The 14,981-nt window shown below is 46.6% G+C and carries 10 protein-coding genes; all 10 read left to right on the forward strand.

Features of this window, described 5'->3' with window-relative positions; genetic code table 11:
• The first annotated feature begins 30 nt into the window (after positions 1 to 30).
• Positions 31 to 1,713, forward strand: coding sequence for a potassium-transporting ATPase subunit KdpA (kdpA, locus tag JD108_RS03610; protein WP_198828585.1), 1,683 nt, complete (start codon positions 31 to 33; stop codon positions 1,711 to 1,713).
• 13 nt (positions 1,714 to 1,726) lie between these two features.
• On the forward strand, positions 1,727 to 3,757 hold the full coding sequence (gene kdpB, locus JD108_RS03615) for a potassium-transporting ATPase subunit KdpB (protein ID WP_198828586.1): 2,031 nt from the start codon (positions 1,727 to 1,729) through the stop codon (positions 3,755 to 3,757).
• A gap of 32 nt (positions 3,758 to 3,789) precedes the next feature.
• A complete protein-coding gene (kdpC, locus tag JD108_RS03620) occupies positions 3,790 to 4,398 on the forward strand; it encodes a potassium-transporting ATPase subunit KdpC (RefSeq protein ID WP_144878483.1) in 609 nt (202 codons plus the stop codon).
• Positions 4,399 to 4,485: 87 nt separating this feature from the next.
• The gene (locus JD108_RS03625; protein ID WP_198828587.1) at positions 4,486 to 6,822 is read left to right on the forward strand and encodes a histidine kinase; all 2,337 of its coding nucleotides are present in this window, start codon (positions 4,486 to 4,488) and stop codon (positions 6,820 to 6,822) included.
• A gap of 89 nt (positions 6,823 to 6,911) precedes the next feature.
• Positions 6,912 to 7,739: an alpha/beta fold hydrolase gene (locus JD108_RS03630; RefSeq protein ID WP_061574125.1), complete on the forward strand. Its 828-nt coding sequence runs from the start codon at positions 6,912 to 6,914 to the stop codon at positions 7,737 to 7,739.
• 447 nt (positions 7,740 to 8,186) lie between these two features.
• Entirely contained in the window at positions 8,187 to 8,606 is a 420-nt protein-coding gene (locus tag JD108_RS03635) for a sigma factor-like helix-turn-helix DNA-binding protein (RefSeq protein WP_120117243.1), read from the forward strand.
• Positions 8,607 to 8,723: 117 nt separating this feature from the next.
• The gene (locus JD108_RS03640; protein WP_081105551.1) at positions 8,724 to 9,131 is read left to right on the forward strand and encodes a DUF6075 family protein; all 408 of its coding nucleotides are present in this window, start codon (positions 8,724 to 8,726) and stop codon (positions 9,129 to 9,131) included.
• 32 nt (positions 9,132 to 9,163) lie between these two features.
• The gene (locus JD108_RS03645; protein ID WP_198828588.1) at positions 9,164 to 11,128 is read left to right on the forward strand and encodes a C40 family peptidase; all 1,965 of its coding nucleotides are present in this window, start codon (positions 9,164 to 9,166) and stop codon (positions 11,126 to 11,128) included.
• 244 nt (positions 11,129 to 11,372) lie between these two features.
• Complete coding sequence (locus JD108_RS03650) at positions 11,373 to 13,226, forward strand: ATP-dependent nuclease (protein WP_054819105.1); 1,854 nt, start codon at positions 11,373 to 11,375, stop codon at positions 13,224 to 13,226.
• The gene (locus JD108_RS03655) at positions 13,219 to 14,979 is read left to right on the forward strand and encodes an ATP-dependent helicase (protein WP_186311126.1); all 1,761 of its coding nucleotides are present in this window, start codon (positions 13,219 to 13,221) and stop codon (positions 14,977 to 14,979) included. Before JD108_RS03650 ends, JD108_RS03655 begins: the two co-directional genes overlap by 8 nt.
• Positions 14,980 to 14,981: the final 2 nt, after the last annotated feature.

Below are 14,981 nucleotides of genomic sequence, written 5' to 3' on the forward strand. Positions count from 1 at the left end.
TGATCTGTATATGTTTGAGGAGGGCATGAAATGGCCATTTTGCAACTGGTAGCGGTCATTGTGATTTTAGTTTTTTTGGTCAAACCTTTGGGGGCATACATCTTTCATGTATTTTCCAATGAACCCAACCGGACCGACAAAATATTCGGACCGATTGAAAGGTTGATCTACGGACTGACCGGTTTGAAAAACCGCGCTGAAATGAGCTGGAAACGATACACGCTCAGCTTGATATTGACCAACGTTATTTTGGTGGCGGTCAGTTATTTGATTTTACGCATCCAGAAATGGCTGCCGATCAACCCGAACGGCATCGATAACATGGAGTCAACGCTTTCTTTCAATACGGTCATCAGCTTCATGACGAATACGAACTTGCAGCATTACAGCGGCGAAACAGGATTGTCCTATTTCTCGCAAATGGCTGTTATTATGATGATGATGTTTACATCAGCGGCATCCGGCATCGTCGTAGCGATCGCGTTCATTCGCGGTTTGACAAGCAAAGGGAAAACGCTCGGCAACTTCTTCACCGATTTTGTCAAAGCGCACACCCGTTTGCTTATCCCGATGGCGATCATCGTGACGCTGGCGCTGGTGGCTTTAAAGGTGCCGCAAACGCTTAGTCCGACCGTTCAAGCGACAACGATTGAAGGCGAGACACAGCTAATTGCAATCGGTCCGGTGGCTTCCCTCGTATCGATCAAGCACCTGGGAACGAATGGGGGCGGATTTTTCGGTGTCAATTCATCGCATCCGTTTGAAAATCCGAGTCCGCTCACGAACGTGATTGAAATGCTGTCGATGTGGTGTATTCCGGCCGCATTGACGTATACATTCGGCAGATTCGCGCGAAATCAAAAACAAGGCTGGGTGATCTTCAGCGCGATGCTTATCTTGTTTGTCGCCTTCCTCTCGGTTGTGTACACGTCGGAACTGCGGGGGAACCCGGCACTGAATGCGCTCGGAATCGACGCTTCGCAAGGAAGCATGGAAGGTAAGGAAGTCCGGTTCGGGATAGCGCAGTCGGCCTTGTTTACAACGGTTACGACCGCGGCGACAACAGGTACGGTCAATAATATGCATGATACCTTGACGCCGCTGGGTGGTCTGGTGCCGCTTTCGCAAATGATGCTGAACTGTGTATTCGGCGGTGACGGCGTCGGGCTGGTCAACATGCTTATGTATGCGATATTGGGCGTCTTCCTTTGCGGACTAATGGTTGGCCGTACGCCGGAATTCATGGGGCGCAAAATCGAAGCCCGGGAAATGAAACTAGTCGCCATCGCTATTTTAGCTCACCCGCTTATTATTTTGGCGCCCTCGGCAATCGCCTTTTTGACGGATTTGGGGAAAGGGGCCATCAGCAATCCCGGCTTCCATGGCATCTCGCAGGTACTGTATGAATATACGTCTTCCGCCGCGAACAACGGTTCCGGCTTCGAAGGTTTGGGCGACAATACGACGTTCTGGAACGTTTCTACGGGACTTGTCATGCTGTTCGGACGTTACATTTCTATTGTGGCACTGCTCGGCGTAGCCGGTTCCCTGGCGGCGAAACAATGGGTGCCTGAAACGATCGGAACGTTCCGCACGGACACCAAATTATTTGCGGGTATTCTCGTCGGTACCGTACTGATTATCGGAGCTTTGACCTTTTTGCCCGCCCTTGTTCTGGGTCCGATCGCAGAGCATTTGACGCTCCTGAAATAGAAGAGGTGAGATCATGAATACGAAACAAAAAAACATGTTGTCCGCCGAGATCGTAAAAAAGGCGATCTTGGACAGCTTTATCAAATTAAATCCGGTTGTCATGATGAAAAATCCGGTCATGTTTGTCGTCGAAGCAGGAACGTTCGTCGTGTTGTTAATGACGTTGTTTCCGGGCTACTTCGGTACCGAAGGACGAGTTGGATTTAATCTGGCGGTTTTTCTAATTTTGCTATTTACCGTGCTGTTCGCCAACTTCGCCGAGGCATTGGCTGAGGGCAGAGGAAAAGCGCAGGCCGACACTCTCAAGAAGACGAAAAAAGAAATCATGGCCAATAAAGTAATCGGCAACAGTGTGAAGGTGATTCCGTCCACGGAACTGCGCAAAGGCGATGTTGTAATTGTCTCGCAAGGGGAGATGATTCCGGGTGACGGGGAGGTCATTGATGGGCTCGCTTCCGTGGACGAGTCAGCCATTACCGGCGAATCCGCTCCTGTCATCAAAGAAGCAGGCGGCGATTTCAGTTCGGTAACCGGCGGCACGCGGGTCGTTAGCGACCGGATAACCGTACGGATTACAAGCGACCCTGGCGAATCGTTCATCGATCGGATGATCGCATTAGTCGAAGGCGCAAAGAGACAAAAAACGCCAAACGAAATCGCGCTGAATACCCTGCTTGTCAGCCTGACCCTGATTTTCCTGATCGTTGTGGTGACATTGGCGCCGATGGCCGATTATCTTGGAATCAAATTGGAGATTCCCGTTCTGATTTCGCTGCTGGTATGTCTCATTCCAACAACGATCGGCGGTTTATTATCCGCAATCGGTATTGCCGGGATGGACCGAGTAACCCGTTTCAATGTACTGGCCATGTCAGGGAAAGCGGTGGAAGCGGCAGGCGACATCGATACGATGATTTTGGACAAAACAGGTACAATCACGTTTGGGAACCGGATGGCCAGCGAGTTCATCGCGGTTGGGGATACGACCGTAGAGACGGTAGCCGAATGGGCAGCCGTCAGTTCAGTGAAGGATGAAACACCCGAAGGCCGATCCGTACTCGAACTCATGAAAAAAGAAGGGTATACGTATCCAACGAATGCGGCTGAAGGTGCGGAATTCATAGAATTTAAAGCGGAAACTCGCATGAGCGGTATCGATTTGCCGAATGGACGAAAAGTTCGCAAAGGCGCGGTTGACGCAGTCAAGGCTTGGGTCAGTGCACAAGGAGGGGTTATTCCCACCGATTTGGAACAAAAAGGGAACGCGATCGCATCGGAGGGCGGAACGCCGCTCGCCGTTGCCGTCGACAATCGAATTTACGGACTCATTTATTTGAAGGATACGGTGAAGCCCGGCATGCGGGAGCGTTTCGATCAGTTGCGAAAGATGGGAATCAAAACGATCATGTGTACAGGAGACAACCCGTTGACAGCAGCGACAATCGCACGAGAGGCCGGGGTGGATGACTTTATCGCCGAGAGCAAGCCGGAAGACAAAATTGCCGTGATCAAGCGGGAACAGGCGGCCGGTAAGCTGGTAGCCATGACCGGAGATGGAACGAACGATGCCCCGGCACTCGCGCAGGCGGATGTAGGACTTGCGATGAACAGCGGCACGACGGCAGCCAAGGAAGCGGCCAACATGGTCGATCTTGACTCCGATCCGTCGAAGATCATTGAAGTCGTAGCGATCGGCAAGCAACTGCTAATGACGCGCGGCGCTCTGACCACCTTCAGCGTGGCGAACGACATCGCCAAATATTTTGCCATTATCCCGGCCATGTTCATGCAGGCGATTCCGGAAATGAACGTATTGAATGTAATGGGACTCGGATCACCAATGTCGGCCATTTTGTCGGCGCTTGTGTTTAATGCGATCATTATCCCGTTGCTTATTCCGTTGGCCATGAAGGGCGTTGCCTACAAACCGATGAGTTCCGCCCAATTGCTCAGCCGGAACCTGCTTATTTATGGATTGGGCGGTGTCATCGCGCCGTTCGTCGGGATTAAATTGATCGACATGGTCGTTCACTTATGGGTGTAGTTGAAACGGAATACAGAGAGGATTGAAATGGAATGAATCATTCAGAGCAGCATTTTCAGGGACTTTCCCGCGGATCTTACTTGTTTTCCATGATTCGGCTCAGTTTGTTGTTCATATTGCTATGCGGAATTGTGTATCCGCTCGTTTGCACCGGCATCGCGCAACTTTTGATGTCAGATCAGGCTAACGGCAGTTTGATCAAAAGCAGCAGCGGAGAAATCATCGGTTCCGAATTAATCGGGCAAAACTTTACCGATCCAAAATATTTTCAAGGCCGGGTCTCCAGCATTGAATACAAAGCGGAAGCCTCCGGTTCCAACAATTACGGGCCATCGAACCCGGACTTGCTGAAAAGGACGGAGGAATCCGTTGAAGCGTGGAAGGCAAACAATCCGGACGTTCCTGTTAGCCAATTGCCGATTGCCTTGATCACGAACTCCGGTTCAGGGCTGGATCCCCATATTACGCCAGAATCCGCCAACGTGCAAATTCCGCGTATCAGCAAGTTGACCGGTTTGTCTTCGAGCGAGCTCGAGAAACTGGTACAAGAACATACCGAAGGACGGGATTTGGGGATTTTCGGGGATCCAAGAGTCAATGTGTTGAAATTGAACATCGCGCTGCGCGAACTTATGAAATAGTTAAATATCATCTGCGAGCCCTGCCTATGGCCAAATAGGCGGGGTTATCGCATTTTAGTAAAGAGCTTGCGCAAGGGGGGAACAAGAGTGGGAAGTTTTCGCAGGAAGACGCCGGAAGAAATCCTGTACTCCATTTCCAAGCTGCACCGTGGTCGGCTCAAAATCTATATCGGCGCGGTCAGCGGTTCGGGTAAAACGTACCACATGCTTCAGGAAGGTCAGCATTTGAAGCAGCAGGGAATCGATGTCGTCATTTGTGCGGTTTCGACAAGACAGCGGCCGGAAACGGTGGAGCAACTCGGAGACTTGGAACGTGTACCCAGCATTCACTGGATCAAGGATGGAATGGAGCGTAAGGACTTGAACCTCGAGGCGCTGGTCAAACGCAATCCGGAAGTGGTATTAGTTGACGGGCTTGCCCATCGCAATCGGGAAGGAGCACAGTTTCCGACACGTCTGGATGACATCCAATTTTTGCTGAATCATGGCATCAGCGTAATCACAACCGTCAACGTGTACGAACTCGACGGCGCGACGGAACTGGCGAGAAAATGGACCGGTGTCGTGGTGGAGGAAACCGTCCCGGCAAACACATTGGAGATGGCGGATGAAGTCCAATTGATCGACGTATCGCCGGAAACGATACTGAAACGGCTGGAGGAGGGGCATGTCAACGGTGACTCCTCGCCCATGTTGTTTGAGCGAAGCAACATCGGAAAATTACGGGAGCTGGCTTTGCGGCTAGTGGCGGAAGATGTGAACGATTCCCACGAAAAATACCGCATGGAGCAAGGTTTAACCGGGCCTTCCGGAGTAGCGGAACGCATTCTCGTCTCGGCGCAATACCATTGGAACGGATCCATTCATGTCCGCCGCGGCCAACAAATTGCCAAACGCTTGGGTGGAGATTTGATGATCGTCACATTTGTCCATCCGAAAAAAATGCTGTCTCGCGAAGCAACTGCATTTAAGCGTTCCCTCTTGAAATTGGCCGATAAAATAGGAGCTAAATTCGAAGAACTCACCTTGGCAAGTAGACGGAAGCTTCCCGGCATGTTGGCTCGTTACGCAACCTTGCATCAGGTAACGAGAATTGTACTCGGCCATTCCAAGCTAAATCGCTGGCAGGAGCTGTGGCGGGGATCGATTACAAACGGCATCCTTAAAAAATCGAGACATACGGATATCTACTTCGTTGCGGATCGTGCTGAAAAGGAAGGAGAGCGGATACTGCCGACCAAAATGCTGACGGAAGGTCGGTCGGATGATCGCTACCGCAGGCTAAGCGATCAGGAAGTGGAGCGAAAAATAGGGGAAATCCGGAGAGGACGATTCAAGGTGCTCATCGGCGCCGCCCCCGGGGTCGGGAAAACGTATGCGATGCTTCGCGAGGGGAACGATTTGCAGAAGAAAGGCATTGACGTCGTCATCGGACTTCTCGAAACGCATGGACGAAAAGAAACGTTAGCGCAAGTCGGTTCGCTGCAAACGATCCCGCGGGCGAAGTTGGAGTATCGTGGAGCGAATCTGGAAGAACTGGACGTCCAGTCCATCATTCGCCGCAATCCGGAAGTCGTACTCGTGGATGAACTGGCACATACGAACGTGCCCGGCAGTAAAAACAAAAAAAGATTCGAAGATATTGTAGACATTTTGAACGCAGGCATTTCCGTTATTTCGACGATGAACGTACAGCATTTGGAAAGTTTGAACGATGCGGTTGAACAGATTACCGGCGTGCGAGTTCGGGAAACCCTCCCCGACCACGTGTTGCGCATGGCCGATGAAGTCGAGCTCATTGATGTCGATCCAAAAACGCTGCAGCAACGAATGCGGGAAGGAAAAATCTATGCGCTAGATAAAGTGGATCAGGCCTTGAATCATTTCTTCCGAACGGGCAATTTGATTGCTTTGCGTGAATTGGCGCTACGGGAAATCGCTGACGATGTGGACGAACGATTGGAAGCCTGGGAAAGAAACGATTCGCTTCGCGGACCTTTGAGAAAGCAGGAGACGGTCTTCGTCGGGGTAACATTAAGCACCAATGCTGAGCGCTTAATCAGGCGGGGGTTTCGAATTGCTTATCGTTTGAAGGCTGACTGGGTTGTAACGTATGTTCACGATCATGCTGAGGTTGCTGATGAGTTGAAAAAACGCATCAAAGTGCTGGAAGACTTGACAGCGCGGTTGGGCGGTAAGTTTATGATGCTGTTTGCCCGGAGCCGAAGGCAGATTCCATACCTTTTGCTGAATAAAGCCAACGATATCCAAAGTACGCAGATGATTGTCGGGCAATCGAAGCGGACCTTGTGGGAAAAAATATGGAAACGATCCGTAATCAGGCCGATTCTGCGTTATGGACGCCATATGGATGTGTTGGTGATTGCGGATATTGAGGCTTGCTATTATCAAGATGAAGGGTAACATAGCTTATCGTCTCATGAAAAATAATTACGTTTTAGCAGATAGTTAATGGAAAAAAGTTAATAGATGTTAACGAAAAGGAGTTGGGAATGTTGCCACTTTGGAAAGTGAATGGAACTTCGCTATATTATGAAGTTTGTGGTCAAGGAACATCCCTCGTCTTTATTCATAGTCTTGGACTAACACATGAAATGTTTGAAATTCAAAAAAATTATTTTAAACAATCGTATCAAACTGTGTTCCTTGATCTGAGAGGAAACGGACAGTCTGGAAATTTGAAAGTTCCGGTTGGAAGAGTTATAGAAACCCAGTGTGAGGATCTAAGTCTCCTCCTGGGGTATTTGGGAATTAAAAAAGCTGTAATTGTTGGCGTTTCCTATGGTGGAATCATTGCTCAGAAATTCTCGAATTTGTATCCAAACCAAGTAAGCGCAATCGTGATTTCAGACTGCTTGAGTATAAATGTCAGGACAACTATGCTTGGCAAATTCGTCTCCATGATCGATCTCATCAGTTCGCTCTCGTATTATTTGCCAGGTGAATTCTTTTTACGCTCGATGAAGATCACTTATTATAAGTGGGACTTGGCTTATCGTGCAATTCGAAAAGGAATGCTGCAAAAAAGATCTGGAGAATGGTATAAACAGCGTCTGGCGGTCAGGGGGATTGATTTCACCCCGTTCTTGCCGCAAATTAAAGTGCCCGCGCTTTGTATTGCGGGGGACCATTCCTATCCAGTTATCAGGCAAATGAATGAAACTGCAGGGCTGTTGTCCAATGCTCGTTTACAAGTCATTGAGGATTCCTGTAACCCAAGCAACTTGTGCCAACCACAACGATTTAATGAGATTGTCCAATGCTTTTTAGAGGATAATCATTTGAACAAAGGTGCTAACAATTATATGCAAGGGTATTAAGTCCCCTTTTGAAAGGAGTTTATTCACGGCGCCAAAAAATGTCGTTTTGTAAGTTCAATTTCATCGAACAAATGACCTATAACCGGCTGAGTTCGAGATGAAAAGGAGCGTTTGGACAAAAAACGTATGACAGCACCAACATAAAAACAGACTATCTTTCTTCTCGCAGCGGTGTTGCCATGTGAGATGGAGCTGATATTATGTGCTCTCAGATGCCTGCAATGTCAGGCAGCGGTCTCTTTATGTGTCTGTCCTACTAGTACGGTTTCTAACACATCAACGATGGATATCATTTTCAGACTTAGTCGCAATGGAGTGTTGGAATGCTCTGCGGCAAGGTCTTTTTTGTTTTTCACGAAAAATAAACAAACGTTTGAAATGGAACGTTGGCTGTCGTTCTCCCCCCTCTGTTTTGGTTTGCCAACAAACCAAAATGGAGGGACTTGAATGAAAAAGATGAATTTGCGGAATATGTATCCTTTTTTTAAGACGGATGTATGGGTCGATGTAGATGAAGAAGTTGCCCATGAAATCCGCCGCTTCGACTTGGAAGAAAGCGCCTACAGGCTGCGAACGTATCGCCATCGGGCCTATTTTTCGCTTGATCGCAATGACGGGATTGAGCAGCATGTTTTATTTCTTTCGATTTCACCGGAGGAGTATTACGAGCGCAAACTTTCACGGCAGCAACTTTATGAAGCTATGTGCCAATTGCCGGTGAAATCCGCCAGACGGATCTATGCCCATTATTTCTTGGGCATGAGCAAAGTCGCTATTGCCAGAGCCGAGCATGTCGATGAGCGGGCGGTTCGTAAATCTATCCAAAGAGGCTTGAAACAAATGGAATACTTGCTCAAAAACATGTAATTGTTTCGTCGGAGGGTCCGATTTTCCTGCCAAAATGAACTGTTATATAGAGGACCATGTTCAGTCAGCGGCTGGTTGCAACCAGCCGCTCATTTTCCATGAAAGGGGTTTGTAGCGATGCATTCGATTCGATTTCGAGATGAGGAACACGAGAGATTTTATGTTCAGATGCTGGATGAAAGGAAATGCAACGACGGGTACCATCGGGCACTTTTCTATACATTGGGCATTTCCCGGGAAACCAGAAGTTATATCCGCGATTTGTATGATTTTTCCAATAGCGGCATTAAGCCCGAAGGTCTTTCGGCCCCTTGGCAAACCGGCAGTTCCATTCGAGTGTGTCGGCTCGCCTTTAATTTATGGAACGGCTGGACCGAAGCAGGCGGCGAACGTTACTCCACTCCCCACGAATTATTCGATTGCAGCTATGCCCCCTACTTTTTTGAAGCGATTCGTCTTCGTTATCCCGAATATTGCCGAAGTCACGAGAGAACGATCAATCGGCTGGCCGAACAAATTCGCTGAATGGCTGCCAACGACGGGAGTGGAATGGGACGATGAAGGAAATTAAAACGAGGAGTGTTGTTAAAGACATCAAACGTCTGGACAGATTCCCAAACGTGTTGCATCGTGTAAGGCGTTCAAGCGATCGTGCCAAGCGGCAAGTTGAGAATGACAAGACGACTTCCTCGTCTCCAGTTGAATATGCGCAGCGCCATTCCGCAGCGGCTACGAAAAAAACGATTCGTGCCCAAATGGGGATGAGTCTGCGTATCAACAAGAGATTGATCCGGCACATTCTAAAAAGGCGGCCGTTGCCAGATGGTGATTCTGTCACAAGTCAGAGCCCGATTGATGTTAATGCGGAGTCTTCGATTGCGCGTACACCGCGACTTGCCCGTAGCATACGTCTCCGTAAGCCGGTTAATGGAAAATACGTCTTGTCTTCTGGCTCGCATTCAGGAAAACAACGTTTTATACGGAGCCGGGTCAATGCCCGGCTTCTGCATTGTTCTCGAACAGGCAGCTTTCCTGAACGGATGCAAAAACGGGATATCGGACATCCAAAACCGGCCGGGAAGAAGGAAACATTCTCCGGCGCGGTATCTCGTTCAGCAAATGGACGCGTGAAACCGTTAACCCGAGTCCCCTCTGCTATATCAAAACAATCAGGTTATACGATCAAACGGAAAGTACGAAATTTTAAGACATTATCGCCATTTATAAAAAATGGGCATCGGCTAGAGCACGTTAACAATCATTCGGATGCCCAAACTGAAGGGAAAATGAATGCCGTCAAGGAAGCACAGCGGGCTGCGCAGATGGCGATGTCTGCCCACCGATCCATTCAAACCGCGCGAGCCATCGCGAGATTGAATCGCCTTATCATTAAAATGGTTGTAAGAGCCACCGCCTTGCTTGTCAATGGATTGACGGCGCTTTTGGGGATCAGCGGTTCGGTAATTGTAGTTTTGTGCATTGTCATGGTGAGCGCGGCGGTTATTTCCTCTCCTTTCGGTATCTTTGTGTCAGTTGAAAATACGGATGCCGATGTAAAGCCGCTTACCCGAATCGTTCAGGAAATAGACGATGAATTTGCCGCCCGGCTGGCAGAATTACAGCGATCCGCTGGAAATGTAGACCGGGTGGAATTTCATTATCCCGGCAGCGCGGACAACACTCGAATTGATAACTGGATGGACATTATCGCCGTCTTTGCCGTGAAGACCGTCACGGATGCGGAAAACGGAATGGATGTGGCCACGCTTGATGCAACAAGAATCGGTATCATCCGATCGGTGTTTTGGGATATGAATTCGCTGGAATCTCGTGTTGAAACGGTAGAACATAAGGAAACGGTTACGGTAGAACATGAGGACGGGAGCACCAGCGAAGAGACGATTACCCGATATGAGCGCATTTTGCATATTACCGTCACTAGCCATACTGCGGAGCAACAGGCAGATATATACCGCTTTACAAATGAACAGATAGAATTAATGAAGGAAATGCTGTCCGAGGAGTTCCGCCCGCTTATGTTTGCGATACTTGGAAAAGATGCGGATATTGGCTTGACGCCGGAGCAGCTTGATTTGGTTCAACAGCAATTGCCCGAAGGGGAACTGGGCAGTGAAGCCGTCAAGTTGGCGCTGACTCGTCTAGGCGATCCGTACAGCCAACCAAAGGCCGGTCAGGACCACTTTACGGATTGCAGCTATCTCGTCCAATGGGTTTATCGTCAACTGGGTATCAGCTTGCCGCGAACCGCTGCGGAGCAGGCCAGATTTTGCGTGGAGAATGGTCTGACAGTAAGCGCGGCCGACTTGGTTCCAGGTGACCTTGTATTTTGGAGCTACGAGCGTAATGGCAGATTCATGGATATTACGCATGTCGGCATTTATGCGGGAGACGGCAAAGTAGTGGACGCTTCCTCCACTCGGGGACAAGTGGTTTATCGCGGGCTGTTCGATTCGGAAAAGCAGGTGTTTTTTGGCAGGCCCGTATCTGGCGAGCGATGTTAGCCCGTGAGATAATCTTCCTCAGAACGATACGATGATGATATTATGTTTCATAGTCGCGGCTACAGCTACTATAAAGAATAGAATCCCAGTTTTGGAAACCGTCACAAGCACTTCTTCCCAGGTTGCAACCGACATCAACAAAAGATGATAAAGCAGGAATGTTGTCCAGTTTTGTCGTATTTATTATTTGGGCTTACGGACTTCTAAGTTTCGGTTTTAGCATAAACGCAGAGGAGATGGGCGTATGTATTTAAAATATCTCCTTATCAAGAACTTCAGAGCTATAAAAGAGCTGAAGCTTGAATTTAATAAGGGGTTAAATATTCTTGTCGGGGAGAATAACGCTGGCAAATCCGCGATCATCGATGCTTTGAGAATATGTTTAAGTTACGGCAAACAAGCCCGTGACATTTACGTACGGAAAAGCGATTTTTACATCGATAGGTCGAACCCTGATTTTCTGCTTCCTGACATCGAGTTTCATTTGAATTTTAAAGTAGAGAAAGATGAAGAGACGGGCTGGTTTAACGATTTGCATGCACTCAACGATAATGGTCAGAGTGAGTTGCAAATACATTATCGATATTACATAGATCGACAAAAAAATATAGAAAAAATAAAGTACAGGGTTTGGGGCGGTCATAATGAAGGCCAGCAAATTGAACCCGATGTATGGGATCTGCTGTTGCATGTATATCTCGGGGCATTAAGAGATGCCGAACAGTATTTGAGACCCTCCAGAGGAAATCGTATCGGACAACTTTACATGAATCTGAACGAGGACAGAAACAAAAATCGAATTGATGAAGATAAGCGAAAGGAACTGGCCAGAAAAGTAACGGATGCTTTGAAAAATAATCAAGAATGGACAGATTTAATTAACACAGGTAAAGAAAAAGTCAACGAACATTTAAAGCAAACAACCTTTCATGGAAAAGGACAAGAAGTTGAGATCGACTTTCTTCCTTACGAGTTTAGAGGCATAGTCGATAACCTTCGCATGCAAATTCCTGTTTTCAACCAAGAGAATCTGCAAACCGATTCTTCAAAGCAAGAGTATTTTGAACTCTATCAGAACGGACTAGGGTATAATAACCTGATATATACTGCAACTGTTCTCGGCGATTTAAAGAATAGACAGCAAGTCGAACCTGAGACCTATATTGCCTTGTTAATCGAAGAACCGGAAGCTCATCTGCACCCACAGTTGCAAAACGTATTCTTCAAATATCTGAATGAATTGGACAAGATCGGATTCCAGCTTTTTATTACATCGCATTCTCCGACTATTACTGCCAAAGCCGATTTAAATGCACTTACCGTTCTGCAAAATCAAAAAAACAATATTTCGGCGTTGTCTATTAAAAACTCTGACTTAAAAGATGAGAACAAAGCGTTTTTAGCCAAGTTTCTGGATGTAACGAAATCGCAATTATTTTTCGCAAATGGAGTCATCTTTGTCGAGGGCATTTCCGAAGCATTGCTTCTCCCTGTTTTTGCAAAGTTAATGGATAAAGACGGAAAGTATGATCTGGATAAAAACGGGATTGAAATTGTGAACGTGAACGGCGTGGCCTTTGAGCATTTTGGAAAGTTGTTTAACTCTACGGATGAAGGAAAAAGACTGCATGCAAGAGCAGCTATTATAACGGATAGTGATCCTAAATCAACTGGAGAAATTTCAGAGAGGGCTGTAAAAGCTGCGGCTTTGGAGCAAGGGCTTTTAAAAGTGCGGTTAGCAAAAGTCACCTTTGAACATGATCTGTTTCTAGAGGACAAAGCGAACAGGGATTTGTTGCTGGATATCTATCAGGAGATGCATCAGCGTACTGTTATTGAAAAAGGTAGTTCCGATATTCAGCATGCTCGCGAATTTATGAAAAAGCTTGGGACCAACAAGGATAAGTCGGAATTGGCTTATCGACTGGCAGTGAAACTTGAAGCCGAACTGTTTGCCTATCGTCACTCCGAAAAGGAATTGGCTAATAAAGCACACCCAAACGATGCAAATCAAGGGGCAACCAAAATTAACTTTAAAGTCCCTGAGTACATCGCACAAGCAATCAAATGGGTTGTTCAGGATGATGCCGATGTTTAGTTCTCTGTCCTCAGAGCAACGCGAGATTGTATTTGAAAAAATCGGAAGATCTGTCGTCAGAGCATGTCCCGGCAGTGGGAAAACATACTCGCTTGCCGCGAGATTGGCCTATAGAATAAGTAAGTGGGATCGAAAATGCCAAGGTATTGCTGCTATTTCCTTTACGAATGTGGCATGGAAGGAGATTGAAAAACAACTTAATGAAAAGTTTGAGATTAGAATACCCGTTCAATATCCTCACTTTTTAGGCACAATCGACAGCTTCGTTAATAAATTCATTTTTTTGCCTTATGGCCATCTCATTATGGGGTGCAGTAGGCGTCCCATCCTTGTTGGTGAACCACATGGCACTTGGGCGGGTGGAAAATATGAGAGAGATTATAACCGATACTTTGATGCAGTAAGTTTCAATGCTGAGGATATTGCGATACGTACCAAGAGCCCGACACAATACCATTTTAAATGGTTCAATAAAGATGGCTCCGAAAGTGGTCATGTCAAGCACCTGAAAGACATGAAGTACGCTTTCTGGAAACAGGGATTTGCTACACAATCAGATGCCAACTACATTTCAACTAAAATATTGGAGAGTTATCCTGCAGTGGCCAAATCAATTGTGCAGAGATTCCCCGAACTTATGATTGACGAAGCACAGGATACATCGGATGTTCAAATGAAAATCATCGACTGTCTCCTGAATCACGGGCTTGAGCACATTTTGATGATTGGAGATCCGGATCAGGCAATATATGAATGGAATGACGCCAAACCGGAATTATTTATAGAAAAGTATGCTCTTTGGAAAGAAAACTCAGTCGTTTTAAACGAAAATAGAAGAAGTTCCCGTAATATCTGCAATTTTACTTATCGGTTGTCTTCTTTAGATAGTCCATCAGTAGCAGTAAACGAAAATGTGAAAGAATGCCAACTACAGCCAACTATTGTTACCTATAATGCGGACAATTTACAGCATACAATCGATGATTTTCTTCGCTTATGCATTCAGCACCAAATCGATATAAACCGTGAAAAAATTGCTGTATTGTACAGAAGTAAGGGCTTTTACAATCAGATCATAGGTATCGACGGTGCAATAAAGCAGGAAGACCCTTGGCTCCCCGGAAAAATGTTCACAAGAGAGTTCGCCAAAGGCAAATATTTATACGACCGTAAACATTTTAAAGACGGTTATAAAATGATTGAGCGTGCAATACATAAAGCATTGTCAGGCAACAATTACTGTTCAGAAAATGATATTGCTGATAGGATATCAGAGGAAGGTTTTTTGAAATATCGAAAACGTATTCTAGATATCCTTCAGTTACTGCCAAAGACGAACGCCGATCTTATGAGTTGGATTAATCAAGCAAATCAGAATTTCAAAATAAATGGGATCAAAATAAAACTGGAGGTTGATTCTAGTTTTGGAGGTCTGACGTTCGAACAATTGTTTGAAACTGCCGAATTATATGCAGAACATCTTGAGTACAGATTGGGAACGGTGCATACCGCGAAAGGCGAGACTTTTGATGCTGTGCTACTTTTTTTGAAAAAGAAAGCTGGCCAAAAAAGTTATTACAGTACGTATATAAAAAATAACACTAGTATAACAATTTGTGAAGAGTTAAGAATCGTATATGTAGGCATTACTAGGCCGCGAAAACTGCTTGTACTTGCTGTTCCTGATGAAACTGACAAGAAAGCATGGGAAAAGAAACTAATCGGAATAGATCAGGGAGAGAGTTCATTATGAGT

Source organism: Brevibacillus composti (assembly GCF_016406105.1).
GTDB classification, from domain to species: Bacteria; Bacillota; Bacilli; order Brevibacillales; family Brevibacillaceae; genus Brevibacillus; species Brevibacillus composti.